This window comes from Paenibacillus sp. FSL P4-0176 (assembly GCF_037975265.1).
GTDB classification, from domain to species: domain Bacteria; phylum Bacillota; class Bacilli; order Paenibacillales; family Paenibacillaceae; genus Paenibacillus; species Paenibacillus amylolyticus.
Window position 1 is genome coordinate 4940257 of sequence record NZ_CP150242.1, and the last position, 20416, is coordinate 4960672.

Below are 20416 nucleotides of genomic sequence, written 5' to 3' on the forward strand. Positions count from 1 at the left end.
TTTGCATCCACCAGGATGCATTAATCTGCAGACGTTATCGCAAACCTGCAAATTTGTTGCGATAACCTTGTTACATAAAGATGATTTAAAGTTAAGATACAATCTATTTTACTCTGTTTAAAGCTTTTTTGCATCCATATTTCAGAAAATTGTCCCATTATTTTAGGCCCAATGACCTATCGACAAATTTAGACGTTTTTTTGCTTTTATTCTACGCTTGACTTTGTTTCTCTTAAACTGTAATATAAATTGTTGATGAAGACTACTAATGGGTCTTTAAATTTGGGCATTACCGGTTGTGTCACCCTCATTCTTTTTGTTGCTTTCAGGACAGCGGCTGAACTTTCCTGATCGTTCTATGCGAGGCCAAGCCCGCATCAACAAATTGGAGCGCAAACAGAGCCCTAATATGAACTTTAACTAAAAAGGAGCTACTTTAAACATGGCACGTTACACTGGTCCTAAATTTAAATTGAGCCGTCGCCTCGGCATTTCCCTTAGCGGAACAGGCAAAGAATTGAAACGCCCTTTCCCTCCAGGTCAGCACGGAGCTAACCAACGCAGAAAAATCAGCAACTACGGTATGCAATTGCAAGAAAAACAAAAATTGCGCCACATGTACGGTTTGGGCGAGAAGCAATTCCGCACACTGTTCTCTAAAGCTCAAAAAATGCAAGGTATTGCCGGTGAGAACTTCATGTTCTTGCTTGAGTGCCGCCTTGACAACCTCGTTTACCGCCTTGGGTTTGCTAACTCCCGCGCTGGAGCGCGTCAGTTGGTAGCACACGGTCACGTAACTGTAAACGGCAAAAAAGTCGATATCGCTTCTTACCAAGTAAGCACTGGTGATGTAATCGGCTTGCGTGAGAAGAGCCGCGCTCTTTCTTCCATTAAAGAAGCTTTGGAAGGCCGTTCGCATCTTCCAGCATACGTTGAATACAACGAAGCAGCTGTAGAAGGTAAATTCATCCGCTTGCCTGAGCGTGCTGAATTGTCCCAAGACATCGATGAAAAACAAATCGTCGAGTTCTACAACCGTTAATCGTTGCAATCACATTAAAGTTTCAACCCAAACAGCTGTCGAGATTTTCTCGACAGCTGTTTTTCTATGCTTTTTTTTAATTATCTTCATTATAGGAACGTAAATAACGATATAAAATATAGACTCCCTTCAGGAGAAGCACACATCCATATATACATCACAAGAATGACATCGAGGGGGATTAAAACATGCATTTTTTTCGCAATCGCAAGCTCGCTGTTAAGCTTGGACTTTTACTCGGGATCGTATTACTCTGTTGTATTGGAGCCCTGATTGCATTTAATACCAAATCCATTTACGACAAAAGCCTCCAGTACGGCGAAACCGTTGCTGGACAGGCAGCAAACCGGGCTACGAATGAATTTATGACTGACATTAATCAGGTGAAAAACACGTTGGACACCATGAGTACCACGTTATTGGATGCAGCTCAGAACGGATCACTCAACCGTGAAGAAGTCGTCAGACTCCTTGAACAATATCTGAAGAAGGACGAGAAAGTTTTTGGCTTTTATACGGGCTGGGAACCAAATGCCTTTGATGGAAACGATGCGGAGCACATCAACAAAAAAGAATATGATGATGCTACGGGTCGATTCGTTCCATACGTTATACGTGATGGCAACTCCCTGCATTTTGAACCTATGCCTACTTATGAGGGAAGCGGTGAAACTAGTACTTACTATCAGCAACCAAAGAAAACCAAATCCATCTATTGGTCCGAGCCTGTGACCTACACGGTTGGCGGAAAAGAAACACTGCTCGTTTCGATTGTCCTCCCTCTATTAGATGAAAACAAAACTTTTCTGGGCATTGTGGGGGCCGACTTTACCATTGATCGTTTTCAGCAAAATATAGCATCACTTAATCCGGATCAGGGTTATGCCATGCTTATTACTAGCGAAGGACAGATTGCTGCACACGGCTCCAAACCGGAGCTGGCTCATGAAGGAGCCGTAATTCCATCTGAAATGAAGACAGTCATTCAGCGTATACAGTCTGGCGAGTCTCAGTTTTACGCTACAGACCCTGAAGTAGGTGAAGAACTATTTATTGCCGAGCCTGCCAGGTTACAAGGAACAGATTCAAACTGGTACCTTGTATCGGCGCTGCCAAAGAGCCATATCCTTCAACCCTTCTATGACAGCTTGAACTGGTCCATACTGATTGCCGCAATGGCAGTACTTCTGCTTGCAAGTGTGGTTACCTACACCATCATCTCCATTGTTAAACAGTTGAATCAAGTTAATATCGTCGCTGGACAGCTGGCTGGCGGGGATTTAACACAAAAGTTACCTGTACGATCCAAAGATGAATTTGGCATCATGGCGGGTCATATGAATCAGATGATGGATACCCTACGTCATACCATATCGGTTATATCCGAACATGCTTTATCTGTCGGCTCCACCTCTCAACAATTGACCGCAGGTGCCGAAGAAACAGGTAAAGCAGCCGAACTGATTGCATTAACAGGAGTCGAACTTGCAGATAAAGCAGGTAAACAGGTGCAGGAGCTGCAAGAGTCCTCCTGTTCCATGAATGAAATATCTGCAGGGATCGGAAGAATTGCAAAGGCCGCCTCCGATGTATCCGATTCATCGCGAACTGTGGCCGAACGAACAACCATCGGAACCGATAAGATTCAGTCCGCTATGCGTATGGTCGATAGTGCCACTTCTTCTGTGCAGACGTCGATGACCGCACTGGAGAATTTCCGCCAACGTTCGGAAGAGATTGGCCATATTACAGGCATGATCACGGAAGTTAGCCGTCAAACCAACCTACTTGCACTTAATGCTTCCATTGAAGCATCGCGAGCAGGTGAACACGGGCGCGGGTTCGGTGTTGTTGCTTCCGAGATTCGTAATCTGGCTGAACAATCCAGAGTATCAGCAGCGCAGATTGCAGCGTTAATTCATAGCGTTCAGCAAGAGGTCCTTTCTCTCGTTGAAAATATGGAACAAGGGAATGCCGAGGTGAGCCATATAGCGGAAGTGATTAATGAGAGTGGTGAACTATTCCTCTCGATTTCATCACAGATTTCAGATGTTAATGAGCAGATTGAGCATGTCTCAGCCATTGCCCAGCAGATGTCGGCTGGATCACAGCAGGTTGATGCCACGTTAGTGCAACTCAAAACCATTGGTCATGAGACAGCAGATCATGCAACTCGTGTTGCCTCTGCCTCTGAGGAACAACTCGCATCCATGGAAGAGATTACGGCGGCGTCTGCCTCACTGGCTAATCTTACCCAGGAATTATTAGAGCTGATTCAACGCTTCAAAACCTAATGTAGAAGCTCCAATACGACTAATCATTCAGGTCACCCTATGCACCTCAGCATGGAGGTGGCCTGCTTATTTTGGCTTACAACTCATGAAATGTGCTTCAATATCGTATGATATATAGCATAATGCATGGCAGAATGGCAAATTTCGACCATTACTTGTATTTCTCAGGCATGCAAACCCGCCTTTTTATGCTATAATAAGTGCTGTTAAAAGGAGGAAGACACTGAATGGTTGATGTTAATAAGAAAAAGCCCGATGAACAGCCTGTACGCAAACGCAGCTTTGCCCGCAGACTGGGAAGTTTCGTCAAATGGATGGTTGTCCTTGGATTTATGGGGGCACTATTTGTAGGCGGTGCTTTGATGGGATACGTCAGTTCCATTGTGAAAGACGAGCCTGTCCGTTCAAGGGCCCTGATTGAACAAAAAGTCAGCGAAAACTCCATCACAGGCTTTGCTTACTTTGCCGACGGCAGTCCGATCGGTCAATTACGTACGGAAGAAGACAGGCGTCCGGTCACTACGGACCAGATCCCACAGAAGGTTATTGATGCTGTCATTTCGATTGAAGACAATCATTTTTACGAACATAAAGGTGTAGACATGAGCGGAACCCTACGTGCCGTGAAACAGAAAGTGCTGAAAGAATCAGTACAAACCGGCGGTAGTACACTGACTCAACAATTGGCGCGTCGTGTGTTTTTGAATCTGGATCGCACGGAAGATCGGAAAGTGAAAGAAATTTTGCTCTCACTCCGACTCGAACGTTTCCTGACCAAAGACGAGATCATGACTGCCTATCTGAACAAAGTTCCTTTTGGTAATGGTTCCAGCGGATACAACGTTTACGGAATCAAAGCGGCAGCCAAAGGATTGTTCAATATTAACGATCTGGAAAAAATCAACATCGCTCAAGCTGCTTATCTTGCTGGATTGCCACAACTCCCCTCCTCTTACTCCGCTTTTAACGGTAAAGGTGATTTTGTAGAGGAGAATTTTGACCGCGCAATCAACCGTCAGCATCTGGTACTACGCCGTATGCTTGAACTGGGCAAAATCAATCAGACCGAGTATGACAAAGCTCTTGCTTTTGATATCAAAAGCTCTCTCGCTCCGAAGACCATCAAGGCTTACAACACTTATCCATATCTTATGATGGAAACAGAACGACAAGCTGCACAGATTTTGATGAAACAGTTGAATTCCGACACAGCTGAATCTACAGACAAAGCTACGGATGCAGACACACCTCAGAAGGAAAGCAGTGCATTATTAGAGGAAGCTCAGACGCAACTGCGGACAGGTGGATATCGTATATACACGACCATCAACAAAAGTATCTACAAAACGATGCGTACCATTGCGGAAGATGACAGCAATTTCTCAGCAGATGATCCTGTCAAAGGAAAAGAACAAACTGCTGCTATGCTGATTAATCACAAAACCGGTGCAATTCTAGGGATGATTGAGGGACGGGATTTCCAGGATGAACAGATGAACTACGCAACGCAGATGATACGCCAGCCAGGTTCAACGATGAAACCTATAGCCGCTTATCTTCCTGCGCTAGATGAAGGTCTTGTTCAGCCAGCTTCAATTATTGATGACTCACCGATCATTCTCAAAAATGGTCCGAGCGGATACCACATTGCCAAGAATGCCAACAACCGGTATCAGGGACTCGTCACTGCCCGCAGAGCACTGAATTATTCTCTTAATATACCGGCTCTGAAGTTGTTTAATGAAGAAGTAGGGATCGAGAAGGCTTGGACCTTCGCCAAGAAACTGGGGATTACCACCATTCAGAAGGAAGACTATCAGGCTCAGACCGGTGTTCTCGGTGGTCTCCAATACGGTGTAACCGTTGAAGAATTAACCAGTGCCTATGGTGCTATCGCCAATAATGGTGTATATAACGATTCTTACATGATTAGCAAAATTGTAGATTCCAAAGGAAACATCGTTTATAAACACGATACTGAACCTGTCCAAGCCTTCTCGGAGCAGACAGCATACCTGATGACCGATATGCTGCGGACCGTTATTACAGAAGGAACGGCAGATAAAGTACGTGAAAATTACAAATATTCCAAGAGTGTGCCAATCGTAGGTAAAACGGGTTCCACTCAAAACTACGCAGATGTGTGGTTTGAAGGTTATACACCAGATGTCACACTTGGCGTGTGGGTTGGATACAAACAGCCCGTGAATACGCTGGAAAGTAAATCACAGAGAAAACGTGCGCAGCAACTATGGTCGAAAATCCTGAACGAAGTGATCGATACGCAAAAAGATCTGTTCGTTACGGATTCGTTCAAAAAACCGTCTGGCATCGAAACGCGCACGGTGTCTGCATACAGTGGCAAGTTGCCAACATCCATGACTGATAAATTTGTTACGGATATTTTCAACAGCAAGTTTGTTCCGAAGGATAGCGATGACGGTGTAGCCAAAGCCAAGTACATTACTTACAATGGTGTAAACTATATTCCGCGTGACGGAACACCTTCGGACATGTTGAAGGAAAAAACAGTAATCAAGCGTAAAAAACCAATCTCGGATCTCATCAAAGAATTGCAAAATGCATTCTCACGTATGAGTCGACATGAGTCACTTGCTTATTATCTTCCTGAAGATGCTGGTGCAGACATGCCAACACAGATTGATCCAAGGACAGATAACGGAAAAGCTCCTGATGCACCAAGCAACGTACGCATCTCAACCTCAGGTGACAGAGCTGTCATTACATTTAATGCCACACCTGAAAATGATGTCGTGGGTTATCGTCTGTACCGTTCTGTAAACGGTGGAGGATTCCAGAACCAGGGTCAGGTTGTCCTGACTGGTGAATCCAGATCATTCTCTGCATATGCAGCGCAAGGCGGTAACTTCGCCTTCTATGTAACGGCAGTGGATGTTGCCGGCAGAGAATCTGCTCCTAGCGCTACAGTAAATAGTGCTGGTGTAGCTCCTCCTGTGGAAGAAGAGATTGATGAACCGATTGAAGTTCCAGGTACAGTCGTTACGCCGGGAGAAACGCAGACCGATAATACAACAACGACAGCCCCAGGCACACCTGGTCAAGTCAGCGTATCTGCCCTCACGCAAGGACTGCGTATTCAATGGGCGTCCAGTCCAAACGCAGATAGTTATACTGTATATTACAGTGAAACAGGCTCGGCTCCTTACACCAAAATTGGAACAACAGCGGGAAATACCATGGATTATGGAGTACCCGCATCGACCAGTGGATGGTTCAAGGTATCTGCCAGCAACAGTGCGGGTGAATCCGAGCCTTCTGCAGCCCTACATTTTCAACCCTGATTCAGGCATAGCGTTCCAAAACAAGCCGCATCCTCAGACTGTATCTGAGTGTGCGGCTTTTTATTTGTATTTACAGCAGCCAAAAAGCCTGCTTCATGCCATTGGCATAAAGCAGGCTTTTACAATCCATTTTAATGGGTAGAGTCACTGTATTTGGCTTCGTAGAGTATTAACTTCTCCCCACTACTCAATGTATCGGTATCGATAGCACCACATTGATGATCCTAGCATTATCGCGTTAGTCTTCAATGGTGGATAGATCTCCTGTTGGCAGATCAAGCTCCCAGGCCTTCAGCACACGGCGCATGATCTTGCCGGAACGTGTCTTGGGCAGTTTATCCTTGAACTCAATCTCACGCGGAGCAGCGTGGGCAGACAGGCCCTCTTTGACAAAACGATAGATCTCTTCTTTCAGCTCCGGTGTCGCCTCATATCCTTCACGAAGCGCCACAAAGGCCTTGATGATCTCCCCACGTGTCACATCCGGCTTACCGATTACACCCGCCTCTGCTACCGCAGGATGCTCCACGAGCTTGCTCTCGACCTCAAAGGGGCCAATACGCTCGCCTGACGAATTAATCACATCATCAATACGTCCCTGGAACCAGAAATATCCTTCTTCATCCATATAAGCGGAATCACCGGATACATACCAACCCGTAAGCCTGAAATACTCCTCGTATTTCACCGGGTTATTCCAGATCTTCGCCATCATGGATGGCCAAGGTGCCCGTATGGCCAGATTACCCATACTGTACGGCGGTAATTCCTGCCCGCGATCATCAATAATCGCTGCTTCGATTCCAGGCAACGGACGTCCCATGGAGCCAGGCTTAATCGGCATTCCGGGATAGTTACAGATTAGCTGTGCACCTGTTTCCGTCATCCACCATGTATCATGAATCCGCTGACCATAGGCTTTCCATCCCCAACGAACAACCTCCGGATTGAGCGGTTCACCAACAGACATGACATGACGCAGACTGCTCAGATCATGCTGGGCAATGGTCTCTTCTCCCGCTCCCATCAGCATACGAAAGGCCGTTGGTGCACTGTACCAGATCGTGACTTTGTTCTTCTGGATGGTGCTGTACCAATCTTGAGGACTGAAACGACCACCCCGTATCACATTGGTCACTCCGTTGAGCCATGGAGCAAAGATACCGTAAGAAGTGCCTGTCACCCAACCAGGGTCAGCAGTGCACCAGTATACATCATCCTCGCGTAAATCCAAGACAACCTTACCTGTATAATAGTGCTGAATCATAGCATTTTGAACATGGTACACCCCTTTGGGTTTACCCGTAGAGCCTGAGGTATAGTGAATAAGCAAACCATCCTCACGATTCAGCCACTCTACTTCCATCTCATCCGAAGCGGCTGACATCTCTGCATCAAAATCGATGAGTCCTTCCTCAGTCTGCGCGCCCCCACCCACAATAAATATATGTTTGAGCTCGGGCAATTCGGAACGTTTGATGCGTTTTAGCAATTCCGGAGTGGTGACGAGCGCTACTGCTCCGCTATCCTCCAGCCGATCCTTCACAGCCGTTTCCATAAAAGCTTCGAACAACGGGCCCGCGATGGCTCCAGCTTTCAATATGCCCAGGAGACTAAAATACAGCTCAGGACTTCGAGGCATAAAAATAAACACCCGTTCCCCTTTGACTATGCCATATTTGCGGAGAACGTTCCCGAACCGACTCGACTGTTCACTCAGATCAGCAAAAGTATAGGACTCTTCGCGTGAAGCATCGCTATACAATAAAGCGGTTTTCCCGCCCCTTCCTTCCAGTACATGACGATCAATCGCTTCATGCGCCATGTTTACTTTTCCGCTGGCGTGCCACGTAAAGTGCCTTTCCACCGATTCCCAATCGAACCGGCTTCTCGCCTCCGTGTAATCGCCCAGATTAGATTCAGACACAACCGTTTGCAGCATCTCACCATGTGCTTGACTCATGCTTGCCAGCCTCCTTCAACTCGACATTTCGATTCCCGTTAGGGGTCACTTCTCATTGCCTTTGTGTTGACTGAACTTCCAGTTAGCGCTTACATTAGTAGAGAGAACTTCTCATCATGTACTTGCTCGGCCAAACAGATGTTAACTATACTGTATTGAATTGTGAACATTTTTTGTCTACGCAATTATAGCAAATCTTTTCAATTGTCGTCTATGGCTTTTCAATTTTTTGGATTTTTGCTATAGCGTTCTTTTTGAAGAACAACCTCTAAAAGTAGGAAAGAGAGGAGCATGAACCATGGAACATATCAAAGAACATCATATGCGTTCCATCTTCAAGTCCGGCCACCGAATTACTGTTGAAGGCCCCGTGCAAGCCGAGGAGATAACCCGTCTTGCCTTCCATCCAGATCTGGATGCCTTTCGGCGCCCAACGGAGCAGCAGGAAGCTCTGGCCGAGATCGCAGCATTGCCTGAAGGGCGAATTATCATTGCACACGAAAATGAAACCATTATCGGCTATGTAACCTTTCACTATGCGGATGAGTGTGAACGCTGGTCCGAGGGCAACATGACTGATCTGATTGAGCTTGGGGCAATTGAGGTTGCGGACAACTATCGCTCGCTTGGCATTGGACGTGAGATGTTGCTCACAGCTCTGGAAGATAAACACATGGAGAACTACATTATTTTCACGACAGAATATTATTGGCATTGGGATCTGAAGGGCAGCGGACTAAACGTATGGGATTATCGCAAAATGATGGAGAGGCTGATGCAAACGATCGACATGACCTGGTATGCAACAGACGACCCCGAAATCTGTTCACATCCTGCGAACTGTTTGATGGTACGAATCGGAAGTCATGTACCCATAACATCGGAAGAACAGTTTGATCGTGTGCGTTTCCGCCACCGGTTTATGTACTAATGCAATGATCTGTTCCAAACGATATACATAACAAAAACCGCCTCTCGCAGCGTTGCTCCATACTTCATGGAACAGCTAATCAAAAGGCGGTTTTTCATTGATTTTGGGTTGGCATTGCAATCGTAATTTATGCCATTACATATTTTCTAACATATGCTCCACAATACGGTGTGAACGCTGAGAAGATTCCACGGTAAATTCAGCAAAGTTAACATGCGCAGAACCATCCGCTTTATCTGACATCCCACGCAGGACAACAAACGGTACTCGATTCATGTAACAGACCTGGGCAACTGCTGCCCCTTCCATCTCGGCACATGCACCGTCCATTTCAGTATATAACATGTTAACCGTATCTTTATTCGCAATAAATTGGTCTCCAGATAACACTTTACCGACCAGATAATTGGCTCCCTGAGCTTTACACGCTTCTTCAGCCAGTGTAATAAGCGAAGCCTCGGCAGGGAATGCAGATGTCTCCTGGTAAGGAATAACCCCGCGTGCAAACCCCAGTGGCGTTACATCCATGTCGTGCTGAACACATACAGACGATATAACCATATCTCCAATGTTCAACTCCGGGTTAACTGCACCCGCAACACCTGTGAAGATAATCCGATTAACCTGAAAACGATCAATCAAGATCTGCGTTGTAACCGCTGCATTTACTTTACCTACGCCGGATTTGCACACAACAATTTGCTTGCCCAGCCACTCGCCTGCAATGTATGTAATCCCGGTTTGTTTGACCGTCTCAAGCTGCTTCATGCCTGCCAGCAGAAGCTCGACTTCCTCATCCATCGCTCCGATAATCCCAATCGTTTCACGCATCTTCCGAATACCTCCTGTTTTCACTTTTAACCTCATTCAGCACAAAAGCTCCGTCTCCGGAGCTTTCGCATATCCACTATGTAGAGAGAACAATGACTTCTCCCTTACTGTATATAATCCCGATTAAACTACATCTGCATGACTTACAGACAGACGAAGAATCGTTTCATGCGGCAAAATAACCCGTGGGTTCTCCACATTTTCTTTCTTCATCAACTTGGTCAGCAAACGCATCGCTACTGCGCCAAGGTCGTACATTGGCTGAGCCACTGTTGTCAACTGAGGACGCACCATGGAAGCCATACGGATGTTATCCACACTAATAATGGAGAAGTCATCCGGTACTTTCAGACCGTCATCCTGAATGCTGTGAATGGCACCAATGGCCATTTCATCGGTAGCAGCAAAGATAGCTGATGGTTTTTTCTTGAGTCCAAGGAAATATTTCATTGCTTCCACACCGGATTCATATCGATAGTTACCGATTCGAACAAGATCCTCCTGGTATTCAATCCCCGCTGCTTCCAGTGCTTTTTTGTAACCTTGGAAACGGGCATATCCATTCGCCGGATCTTGCAGTGTACCACTGATCATCGCAATTTCCTTGTGTCCATGACGAATCAGGGTGTTTACCGCATCAAACGCAGCCGACTCATGGTCAATATCCACCGAAGGGAATGTGCCCTTCTCATCACTTGTTGCACAAAGTACAATCGGCACAGCCGCAGACTGGAACGCCTGAATGTGTTCGTCCGTTACTGTTCCGCCCATGAAGAGCAGTCCGTCTACTTGTTTTTCGAGCAACGTGTTGATAACACGAATTTCTTTTTCTTTCTTCTTATCTGCATTACACAAAATAATATTGTAGTGATACATATTCGCAATATCTTCAATTCCGCGGGCAATCTCCGCGAAGGTTGAGTTCGAAATATCCGGAATAACAACCCCGACCGTGGTTGTCTTCTTGCTTGCCAGACCTCTGGCTACCGCATTCGGACGATATCCCAACCGCTCGATGGCTTCATATACTTTTTTCCGCGTTTGCGGTTTGACATTAGGGTTATTATTAACTACCCGTGATACCGTTGCCATAGACACTCCAGCTTCACGTGCCACATCATAAATGGTTACCGTCACAGTACTTCTCTCCATTACCAGTAAATTTTCATACCATTTTCATTAAGATTTATATTACGACAAATTTTTGCATTAATCAATTAAAATAGGCTTTAGGACTCACTCAAAACATTCGTAAGTGTGGTTCTAGTAATATCTGAATGGGAAGTATGCCATACAGGAATTCCCTTTTTAATCAGGATCGCCTGTGGAGATTCGTGCTTAACACCCAGCTTGTCTGCTGCTTCATTGGATACCGGGCGATCTTCCACAACATAGATAATGCCATATTTCACTTGTTCATTGGCATTGTTAAGCAAATAATCGTTCATCTCCTGATAAGCGTTTGAGCTGATCGGACAGCGCGTGCTATGCTTAAACAGAAGCAAGGGTTGATCCTTGGTAGCCTCCACTGCGGAGTTTAGCTGTTCAATACTTGTCATTTTAGTCATGTCAGCCATTAGATATACATCCCCCTTTACCAGGAATACCGCTATGTTGAGCGTTTTCACTCTTCGATATCTTAACAAAAAGTGCGCGAAAAAGCCAATTTTCATGAAAACAAGCATTTTACACGTCAAAATTAGACAGCATTTGAGAAGTACTCCTGCCACACAAATCCGGATAATTGACTTAATCTACGCTCCGTGGTCTCCATCCACGCTGCATCACCAGACTTCGTTGCGTAACCCATAATGTCCAGCAGCAGATTGATACGCTCCTCCACTGCTTGCTGCATACGATGTTCCATCTCCCGATCGGTCGCATCCGGCCAGGCCAGCAGTAACTCATGAAACAGGTCTGCCAGTTCATTACGTTCACCAAAAGATACGTCTTGCTTCACGGGCTGTTCACCCAATGTGTTAATGCATTCTGTTAAGTCCGGCTTGACCGGCGGAAGCACTTCATATGATACACAGTCTGTACACGCAAATACGGGTACGTTTCGAATCTCCACTTTTTTGGCGTACACCACTGTTCTTAATTCCAACTCCATTACATGTCCACATCTGCACGACTTGCGCACCACCATCACCTCATTCGTTCTATACTCTATATAAGTACCATTCGACCTATTTCTGCTCAAATCCTGCTATAAACGAAAGGTTGCACAAATTACCACTCCCTCCAGATGAAGGTTGTCGAATGCAGGCAGTTACTGACTTGTAATCGCTTCCTCCAAACTGAATATGCACTTCCATGAAGTCCCTTGGAGAATCTGTTACAATTAAAGACGCAACAGACCTAATCACCACAAAAAGGAGAGATGGACATGAGATTAACCGGCAAAAAAGTCATCGCTCTGGTCGATGAAGAATTCGAGGATTTGGAATTGTGGTACCCTGTACATCGGGTTCGTGAAGAAGGTGCAGAAGTGCATCTTGCTGGAGAGAAAAAAGGAAAAACCTATATTGGCAAATATGGTGTGCCTGCTGAAGCCGAATACAGTTTCGATGAACTCGACAGTTCAGATTACGATGGCATTCTCGTGCCAGGCGGCTGGGCACCAGACAAGCTGCGTCGTTATCCCAAAATACTGGAGCTTGTAAAGGAAATGAATGCAGACCGGAAACCGATTGGACAGATCTGTCATGCGGGCTGGGTGCTGATTTCTGCCAAAATTCTGGACGGGGTTACAGTAACCTCTACACCAGGCATTCGGGATGACATGGAAAATGCAGGTGCTATCTGGAAAGATGAAGCCGTTGTTGTTGATGGACATATCATCTCAGCTCGTCGCCCGCCTGACCTTCCCCCTTATGGCAAGGCATTCTGTGATGCACTCGCTGACAAGTAAAAATAACCCCATTGTGCTCTCATGCACAGTGGGGTTATTTTATATAACAAGGTTTCCAACAAATAATTATCACAAATGTAAATATATTAACTTAAAGGTATTTATATCCAGTTATCCTAATTACGATGCGTTCGAACCACTTTGTTCATCCGGACTTCCCGTGGAGTCATTAAAGACTTGCAGTCGCTCCTCAATATCTCCGCTGGTCCGTAAGGCGAAGCACTTTCGCGCTTCTTCTTTGGCGGTCGATGCTGTTGTGTTCAGCACTCTGTGCTTCACACGTAACAAGGATTGTGGAGACATACTCAAGTGGCGAATGCCAAGCTCCAACCAAAGCGGAATGGCACGTTCGTCCCCTGCCATCTCTCCGCACACACTGACATCAATTCCAGCCGTATGAGCCGCATCTGCTGTCGCACGAAGCATCCGCAGAACAGCCGGATGATAGGGGTGATACATATGAGCAATCTGCTCATTCATTCGATCTACTGCAAGTACATATTGAACCAGATCGTTCGTACCAATACTGAAGAAATCAGCTTCCTCTGCGAGCAGATCAGCAATCATCACCGCTGCAGGAACTTCGATCATAATTCCCACCTGAATGTGAGGATCGTATGATAATCCCCGCTCGTCCAGATCAGACATCGCCTCACGGAGAATCTCATTGGCCTGTTGAAGTTCTTCCACCGAAGAGATCATCGGGTACATGATTTTGACATTTCCGGCCGCACTGGCACGCAAGATGGCTGTAAGCTGTGTTTTGAACAGATCCTTGCGGTCGAGACTAATCCGAATGGCACGGTACCCCAGAAACGGATTGTCTTCCTCCGGCAATTCAAAATAATCGAGTTGCTTGTCACCACCGATATCCAGTGTACGAATAACAACAGATTGTCCTGCTGTTTTCTCTGCCACAAGACGATATACCTCATACTGTTCTTGCTCACCCGGGAACGTAGCACGGTCCATATACAAAAACTCTGTTCGGAACAAGCCCACACCTTTGGCTCCTTGTTTCAAAGCAAGGTCCAATTCCTTCACCGAACTGATATTGGAAGCCAAGTGCAAAACGGCCCCATCTTTGGTTACAGCATCCACGGTAGCAAGGACTTGAAGTTGTTCCTTTTTCTTCAGTTGCTTGCTGCGAAGCATGGTATACCGTTCAATGGTCTTGCGATCCGGGTCCGTAAATACCAAGCCATTGTCACCATCCACCACAAGCATATCCCCTGTCTCTACCGGCATGCCAAGACTCGCTTCCAGACCGGAAACGAGAGGAATGCCAAGGGCACGAGCCATAATCGCAGAATGTGATGTTTTCCCACCAATCAAGGTCACGATCCCTAACACATGGGTCGGATTCAGATGCGCTAGTTGAGATGGCGACAGTTCTTTGGCAACGAGTACATACGGCTGGGTATCCGAAGGAAGTGTAATCTCCGGTGCACCGAGCAAATGCTTGAGCAGACGGTTACCCACATCCTTGATGTCAATGGCCCGCTCCTTCATATACTCGTCTTCCAGCAAATCAAACATCGTGACAAAATGGTCTATGGCTTCTTTGACCGCCACTTCTGCTGCCTTATATTGACGCTCAATAATGCCGCGAATTTCGTTCATGAATACCGGATCTTCCAGGATTGCCAGATGTGCATCAAAGATACTGGACTCCTCTGGACCAACAACTTCCTTGAACTCATTTTTAATATATTCGATCTCATCCTTTGATGTCCGTATGCCCTCATACAGCCGTTCGAACTCTTGGGCGAGATCCACCGAATCCATCTTCTGATCCGGCAGATCCCATTCCCAACTGGGCAGGACAAATGCTTTGCCGATGGCTATGCCTGCAGCTCCGTTGATGCCTTGTATCTTCATTCTACCCCTCCAACGTTCCTGTCATAGAGCACCACGGACATAACGGATGCCTGACCTTTCTTAATTTGCTTAAATGGAGCAAAACTCCACGATTTTACACGATCTGGATTCGTAATTACCATTGGTGTTGTTAGTGACGCCGCTTGCTCGCGGAGTACTGCCAGATCAAACTTGATCAACAACTGCCCCGGCTCCACCGTATCGCCCTCCTGAACAAAAGCTTCAAAATGGCCTTTCAACTGAGAGGTATCGATGCCGATATGCAGCAACACTTCAAGCCCCTCACGGGTAGATATACCCAAGGCATGCATGGTCGGGTACAAGTGCATAATCGTTCCGTACACGGGTGAGACCAGCTCTCCCTTTTCCGGGACAAAGGCTACACCATCACCGACAAGCTTGGCTGCAAAGATCTGATCCGGCACCTCTTCAATCGGGAGCATTTTGCCCTGAACGGGGGCACAGAACAGAACCTGTTGCAGATCTCTTTCCAGCAGCTTCGCGATTTCTTCCCGAATCAATTCCGAGTAGGTCCCGAATACCACCTGTACGTTACCGCCACCCAGCTTGATCAGTCCAGCGGACCCCATACTCTTCATGGCACCCGTGTCGATCAGGCGGTCATCATGCACAGTCAGACGAAGACGTGTAATACATGCTTCAACCTGTACAATGTTACTCTTCCCACCCAATGCTTCGAGGATTAAAGGTGCCTGATAAGGAATGTTACCTACCCAATCTTCCAGCATGGAGCCCTCTTCACGTCCTGGTGTTGGAATCTTGAACGTACGAATCGCCCATCGGAACAGAAAGTAGTAAACCAGCCCATATAGTATGCCAATCGGAATGAGCTTCCAAGCATTCTCCGATAGATGGAAATTGAGTATGTAATCAATAATACCTGCGGAGTAAGAAAATCCATGCCGGATATCAAGCCAGTAACTAATCCACATGGCAACGCCGGACATCACTGCATGCACGATGAACAGATATGGTGCCGCGAACAAAAAAGCAAACTCAATCTGTTCCGATACCCCGGTTAGAAAACAAACGAGTGCCGATGTCAGAAAAGTTTTCTTGATCTTTGGTTTCAGATCTTCCCTGGCTTCCTGAATAATAGCAAAGGCTATTGCCGGAATGGCAAACATCATGATGGGAAACAAACCTGCCATAAAGAATCCTGCTGTTGGATCACCTGCAAAAAATCGGGGCAAATCCCCTTGCACAATGTTACCATCAGGCGTTTCAAACGTCCCTAACTGGAACCAAAACACATTGTTAAGCAGGTGATGAAGCCCAAAAGCAACCAGCACCCTGTATAACACCCCGTAGATGAATAGTCCAAAACCCCCGAGACTGTATTCCCAGGTAGCAATGCCGTTCAATCCATGCTGTAGGATCGGAGCGAGCCATAACATAAAACAGGAGAACAATGCCGAACAGAGTCCGACAATGAGCAAAACAAACCTTGAACCTCCAAAAAATTGTAAAATTTCAGGCAGTTTAATGCTTTTAAACCGATTATGCATCCCACCGGCAAGCGCGCCGAGTATGATTCCGATTAAGGAAGCGGGCTGAACGGTGCCATCCCCGAAGTTCCGAGTCACCTGATCATATATCACGATACCAGCCAGAGCAGCAAGTCCCGCTTGTCCGGCCTGGTTGGAGAGTCCCAGTGCTACACCGACAGCGAACAGATACGGTAAGAAATAAAAAATACCGTGTCCGGCCACGGTAGACACTTCACCGACAATATCCAATCCCCAGGCGTCCCAAGGCAGACTGCCAACACTGAGCAAAATTGCGGCGGCGGGCAGGACCATTGTAGGCAGCATTACCGCTCGTCCGAGCTGCTGCAAGGATCCGAGCCAATTCATGGCGACCTCTCCTTTCTATCCTAGATGGTAAGCTTTACGCAACGTTTTGTCAAAGCAAAACAGTAACCAATTGGTAATTAATACGGCAAAAATAGAACAGAAAAAATCCCGTCAACTTCAAGTTAACGGGATTCATCCTATAATCATTCAATTGGTTCAGATCAAGAGATCATTCGATCACAGGTGAACGAGCCTCTCAGCCGCGTCCAGCGCCGCGCAGAACGATGGAATCCTCTACCTTGATACAACGATTCGTTACCGCTGTCATGCCGTTCTCTGCAGCAATCTGGACCGCTTCATCACTATGGATGCCAAGCTGCAGCCACAGCACATTTGCTTTGATGGCAGCGGCGTCACGAGCGACATCCGCGCAAAACTCTTCGCGACGAAACACATTGACAATGTCTACCGGCTCTGGAATATCCGCGAGTGTGGCATATACCGTCTCGCCAAGGATTTCACCTTGCACCTGTGGATTAACCGGGATGATGCGATAACCTCTGCTCTGCATGGCTTCTGCCACCATATAGGAAGTGCGATCTGATTTGTCTGATAAGCCGACGACTGCGATGTTGCCTGCCTTGCGCAAAAGTTGTCCAATTTCTTCACGAGTAGGGTTGTTAAATTCCATGTTCAAGCACCATCCTTTTCTGATTAAAGTGCGTGTTCAAAAAATAGGTTTTCAGTTATTTACTCTTTTACCCATTGAACCGAGGCGCCAAGCGCCTGCAAATGATCGAAATATTGCGGATAAGACTTGGCTACATGGTGTGCATCCCGAATACGAAGCGGCTCCTTGGAACGCAGACCAACAACAGTGAGCGCCATAATTACGCGATGATCGTAATGAGCGTTAATCTCAACGCCGCCTTCAACGCCTTCTGGACGTCCATGTACGATAATCTCAGCTTGACGCTCTTCAACGTTCGCTCCTGCCTTCCGCAGTTCGTTCAAGTAATCGGTGATTCGGTCACATTCCTTGTAACGCAGGTTCTCTACATTATAGAACCGTGACGTGCCTTCCGCAAACACAGCTGCGGCTACCATAGCCAAAACGGCGTCCGTGGCGGCATCCCCGTCGAATTCGATCGCTTTCAGTCTGCCATTACCTTGAACGTGTACAACATCGTTCTCATGTGTCAATGGCACTTCCATCATGCGCAGCACGTCAACGATGGCACGTTCACCCTGTTTGCTCTGCTCCATCAGGCGCAGAATTTTCACATCAGACTGTGTAACCGCTGCTGCGGCAAGAACCGCTGCTGAACCCGGGTAGTCCCCTTGAACCGTGTAGGTCGTCGGCTGGTAAGCCTGTCCACCTGGTACACGGAAGGACATGTAATCATCACTTGCATGGATAACGATACCTGCCTGCTCCAGCACTTCCAGGGTCTGTCCGATAACGACCTTGGACTTCAGGTCATTCAGTACTTCAATGGTGCTGTCTTCTGCAAGCAACGGAGTTACAAACAACAACGCACTCAGATATTGGGAGCTGACGGAGCCGGATACACGAATGTGTCCACCCTTGGCATTGCCACCCTTGATTGTAATCGGCAGGCGTCCTTGTTCATGCTGTACATCTACACCCAATTGACTAAGCGCATCGATCAGGTCATCATGTGGACGTTTGCCCAGCGAATCCGGGTACGTATTCACAAAAGTAACTTCAGGGCAGAGGGCTGTAACGCCCATCAGGAAACGAAGTACAGCACCCGCATTCCCAACATTCAATTCACGCACATCACGGGGATGACTGCCAAAACCCTGGATCACAATCTTGCTGTCGTCTTCTTCAAGTACTGCCCCCAGATCGCGAATACATCTGCGCATGGCGTCACTGTCTTCACTGTGTGCCGGGAAATGAATAGTACTTGTGCCTTCTGCCAGCGCAGCAGCCAGCAAATAGCGAGTCGTGTAGTTTTTAGAGGACAGAGCCCCGATTTCCCCGTTCAGAGTGGGGGTTGGTTTAACAATAACGTCCATGGATGAAATTCTCCTTCATTGATTATATTGTGGCCAAATTGACATTCCGTGCATCGCTTGGGTATCATTATAGCGTTAAGTCCATACAGAAAAGAGGACCTGAATATGACACAAATAGCTGAAATTGAAACGTCTGAGCTGCGCCGCCGTTTACAGGCGGGAGAGAAGTTGCAGATGATAGACGTCCGTGAGGACGATGAAGTCGCGCAAGGCATGATCGAAGGAGCCAAGCATATTCCGCTTGGACAGATTCCGGACCGTCTGTCTGAGATTGAGAAATCAGGCGAGATCGTGATCATCTGTCGTAGCGGTTACCGCAGTGAGCGTGCATGTGAATATCTGCAGCAACTGGGATATGAAGGCTGTACAAACATGGTCGGCGGTATGCTTCAGTGGCAACAGGAAGACTAGAGAAGCTCGGAGAGAAGCGAAGTCATTTGTAACCTTGTGACCTCAGCTCTGCTCCACTCCTAGAAACGGGCCTATATGGCCCGTTTTGTTATATCTGCCACCACCTATCACCCATCAAACTTCGATGATAACAAGCTTAGACGCGGTAATGCGCTAAAATTAAACGAGTCACTTCAGCAGCGGATAACTCGGTTGTATCCACCGTATAATGTGCGAACCGATATGCGTCTTTCCGTTCTTCCATAATTGCCTGAATGCGTTCCTCTGCATTGCCTGCGAGGAGTGGGCGATTGTCACAGCCACTAACACGCTCTACAATCACTGCCGGATCAGCAGTCAAGGCAACAACCCAACCATTCTTCAACATCACGTCACAATTATCCGAACGCAGCACCACGCCACCTCCGGTCGCTATGACCTGTGACTTCTTCTCCAGCACCGAGCATAACATGCGGCTCTCGGCATCACGGAAATACGTCTCTCCCTTGCCAGTGAACAATTCCGGAATCGTACAGCCTTCCTCTTTTTCCACCGCGGCGTCTACATCAATCAATCGATAACCAAGCTCGCGTGCAAGCATGTCAGCGACGGTTGATTTGCCGGTTCCCATCATACCAATGAGAATAATATTGTTAGACTTGCTCAAGGTGTACACTCCTTTAATTCAAGCAATTCGTGAGCACTTTTGTCCTATCATAACACAGCCCTGCGGACTGGGAAAGACCATCTCCTTACCGACTTCCTTTCGACCATCCGCAAGTACTTCCAAGACAGATTAAGTAACTCCCGGCGTCTGAGCCTACGTCAGATCACCCTCAAGCAGTTTTGAGCACCCAAACGTCTAAAATAGTAACCATCCAGCAACCTAACGAACTCCTATGAGCTTTTTTACCTAAAATAGGAGCAGTTAAACTTCTAACGAATCTCAGTAAACTTATTTCAAAAAATCACCGTCAAAACCTC

General features: G+C 46.8%; 16 protein-coding genes. 6 read left to right on the forward strand and 10 right to left on the reverse strand.

The genetic code is table 11. The features are described 5' to 3' along the window. Nucleotides 1-442: 442 nt before the first annotated feature. The 3 genes from rpsD to MKY95_RS22925 all read left to right on the forward strand — a co-directional run bounded on the left by rpsD (nucleotide 443) and on the right by MKY95_RS22925 (nucleotide 6659). Nucleotides 443-1042 (forward strand): 30S ribosomal protein S4, encoded by a 600-nt coding sequence (gene rpsD, locus MKY95_RS22915; RefSeq protein WP_017687421.1) that lies wholly within the window; start codon nucleotides 443-445, stop codon nucleotides 1040-1042. 188 nt (nucleotides 1043-1230) lie between these two features. Then, on the forward strand, nucleotides 1231-3336 hold the full coding sequence (locus MKY95_RS22920) for a methyl-accepting chemotaxis protein (protein ID WP_076328041.1): 2106 nt from the start codon (nucleotides 1231-1233) through the stop codon (nucleotides 3334-3336). Nucleotides 3337-3563: 227 nt separating this feature from the next. After that, entirely contained in the window at nucleotides 3564-6659 is a 3096-nt protein-coding gene (locus MKY95_RS22925) for a transglycosylase domain-containing protein (protein WP_076328042.1), read from the forward strand. A gap of 238 nt (nucleotides 6660-6897) precedes the next feature. Here the strand turns inward: MKY95_RS22925 and acsA are convergent, their stop codons facing one another. After that, on the reverse strand, nucleotides 6898-8622 hold the full coding sequence (acsA, locus tag MKY95_RS22930; RefSeq protein WP_076328043.1) for an acetate--CoA ligase: 1725 nt from the start codon (nucleotides 8620-8622) through the stop codon (nucleotides 6898-6900). 298 nt (nucleotides 8623-8920) lie between these two features. Between acsA and MKY95_RS22935 the strand changes: the two genes are divergently transcribed. Next, a complete protein-coding gene (locus MKY95_RS22935; protein ID WP_076328044.1) occupies nucleotides 8921-9553 on the forward strand; it encodes a GNAT family N-acetyltransferase in 633 nt (210 codons plus the stop codon). 135 nt (nucleotides 9554-9688) lie between these two features. Here the strand turns inward: MKY95_RS22935 and MKY95_RS22940 are convergent, their stop codons facing one another. From MKY95_RS22940 to MKY95_RS22955, 4 genes are all read right to left on the reverse strand, one after another. Next, nucleotides 9689-10384 (reverse strand): 5'-methylthioadenosine/adenosylhomocysteine nucleosidase, encoded by a 696-nt coding sequence (locus tag MKY95_RS22940; protein WP_076328045.1) that lies wholly within the window; start codon nucleotides 10382-10384, stop codon nucleotides 9689-9691. Between the two features lie 123 nt (nucleotides 10385-10507). Continuing rightward, on the reverse strand, nucleotides 10508-11521 hold the full coding sequence (gene ccpA, locus MKY95_RS22945) for a catabolite control protein A (protein ID WP_036674877.1): 1014 nt from the start codon (nucleotides 11519-11521) through the stop codon (nucleotides 10508-10510). 92 nt (nucleotides 11522-11613) lie between these two features. After that, entirely contained in the window at nucleotides 11614-11961 is a 348-nt protein-coding gene (gene ytxJ / locus MKY95_RS22950; protein WP_036674876.1) for a bacillithiol system redox-active protein YtxJ, read from the reverse strand. 122 nt (nucleotides 11962-12083) lie between these two features. After that, nucleotides 12084-12587: a hypothetical protein gene (locus tag MKY95_RS22955; RefSeq protein ID WP_179086481.1), complete on the reverse strand. Its 504-nt coding sequence runs from the start codon at nucleotides 12585-12587 to the stop codon at nucleotides 12084-12086. 186 nt (nucleotides 12588-12773) lie between these two features. Between MKY95_RS22955 and MKY95_RS22960 the strand changes: the two genes are divergently transcribed. Then, nucleotides 12774-13298 carry a type 1 glutamine amidotransferase domain-containing protein gene (locus MKY95_RS22960; protein WP_076328047.1) on the forward strand — a complete coding sequence of 175 codons (525 nt, stop codon included), beginning with the start codon at nucleotides 12774-12776 and terminating at the stop codon, nucleotides 13296-13298. Between the two features lie 120 nt (nucleotides 13299-13418). On the opposite strand, the gene ptsP is transcribed toward MKY95_RS22960, so the two are convergent. The 4 genes from ptsP to aroA form a co-directional block, all read right to left on the reverse strand. Beyond that, on the reverse strand, nucleotides 13419-15179 hold the full coding sequence (gene ptsP, locus MKY95_RS22965; protein WP_036674873.1) for a phosphoenolpyruvate--protein phosphotransferase: 1761 nt from the start codon (nucleotides 15177-15179) through the stop codon (nucleotides 13419-13421). Next, nucleotides 15176-17056 (reverse strand): glucose PTS transporter subunit IIA, encoded by a 1881-nt coding sequence (locus MKY95_RS22970; RefSeq protein WP_339194519.1) that lies wholly within the window; start codon nucleotides 17054-17056, stop codon nucleotides 15176-15178. The genes ptsP and MKY95_RS22970 overlap by 4 nt, the downstream gene beginning before the upstream one ends. A 196-nt stretch (nucleotides 17057-17252) precedes the next feature. Further along, the gene (locus tag MKY95_RS22975) at nucleotides 17253-17687 is read right to left on the reverse strand and encodes a CoA-binding protein (RefSeq protein ID WP_017687409.1); all 435 of its coding nucleotides are present in this window, start codon (nucleotides 17685-17687) and stop codon (nucleotides 17253-17255) included. A 59-nt stretch (nucleotides 17688-17746) separates the two neighbouring features. Then, nucleotides 17747-19042 (reverse strand): 3-phosphoshikimate 1-carboxyvinyltransferase, encoded by a 1296-nt coding sequence (gene aroA, locus MKY95_RS22980; RefSeq protein WP_076328048.1) that lies wholly within the window; start codon nucleotides 19040-19042, stop codon nucleotides 17747-17749. Between the two features lie 105 nt (nucleotides 19043-19147). On the opposite strand from aroA, the gene MKY95_RS22985 reads away from it, so the two are divergent. Then, complete coding sequence (locus tag MKY95_RS22985; protein ID WP_017687407.1) at nucleotides 19148-19453, forward strand: rhodanese-like domain-containing protein; 306 nt, start codon at nucleotides 19148-19150, stop codon at nucleotides 19451-19453. 136 nt (nucleotides 19454-19589) lie between these two features. Here the strand turns inward: MKY95_RS22985 and MKY95_RS22990 are convergent, their stop codons facing one another. Next, nucleotides 19590-20099 carry a shikimate kinase gene (locus MKY95_RS22990; protein ID WP_036614703.1) on the reverse strand — a complete coding sequence of 170 codons (510 nt, stop codon included), beginning with the start codon at nucleotides 20097-20099 and terminating at the stop codon, nucleotides 19590-19592. Between the last annotated feature and the right edge of the window lie 317 nt (nucleotides 20100-20416).

Coding starts and splice junctions, on each gene's coding strand:
- rpsD (WP_017687421.1), top strand. CDS start 443: ATGGCACGTTACACTGGTCCTAAATTTAAATTGAGCCGTCGCCTCGGC.
- MKY95_RS22920 (WP_076328041.1), top strand. CDS start 1,231: ATGCATTTTTTTCGCAATCGCAAGCTCGCTGTTAAGCTTGGACTTTTA.
- MKY95_RS22925 (WP_076328042.1), top strand. CDS start 3,564: ATGGTTGATGTTAATAAGAAAAAGCCCGATGAACAGCCTGTACGCAAA.
- acsA (WP_076328043.1), bottom strand. CDS start 8,622: ATGAGTCAAGCACATGGTGAGATGCTGCAAACGGTTGTGTCTGAATCT.
- MKY95_RS22935 (WP_076328044.1), top strand. CDS start 8,921: ATGGAACATATCAAAGAACATCATATGCGTTCCATCTTCAAGTCCGGC.
- MKY95_RS22940 (WP_076328045.1), bottom strand. CDS start 10,384: ATGCGTGAAACGATTGGGATTATCGGAGCGATGGATGAGGAAGTCGAG.
- ytxJ (WP_036674876.1), bottom strand. CDS start 11,961: ATGGCTGACATGACTAAAATGACAAGTATTGAACAGCTAAACTCCGCA.
- MKY95_RS22960 (WP_076328047.1), top strand. CDS start 12,774: ATGAGATTAACCGGCAAAAAAGTCATCGCTCTGGTCGATGAAGAATTC.
- ptsP (WP_036674873.1), bottom strand. CDS start 15,179: ATGAAGATACAAGGCATCAACGGAGCTGCAGGCATAGCCATCGGCAAA.
- MKY95_RS22970 (WP_339194519.1), bottom strand. CDS start 17,056: ATGAATTGGCTCGGATCCTTGCAGCAGCTCGGACGAGCGGTAATGCTG.
- MKY95_RS22975 (WP_017687409.1), bottom strand. CDS start 17,687: ATGGAATTTAACAACCCTACTCGTGAAGAAATTGGACAACTTTTGCGC.
- aroA (WP_076328048.1), bottom strand. CDS start 19,042: ATGGACGTTATTGTTAAACCAACCCCCACTCTGAACGGGGAAATCGGG.
- MKY95_RS22985 (WP_017687407.1), top strand. CDS start 19,148: ATGACACAAATAGCTGAAATTGAAACGTCTGAGCTGCGCCGCCGTTTA.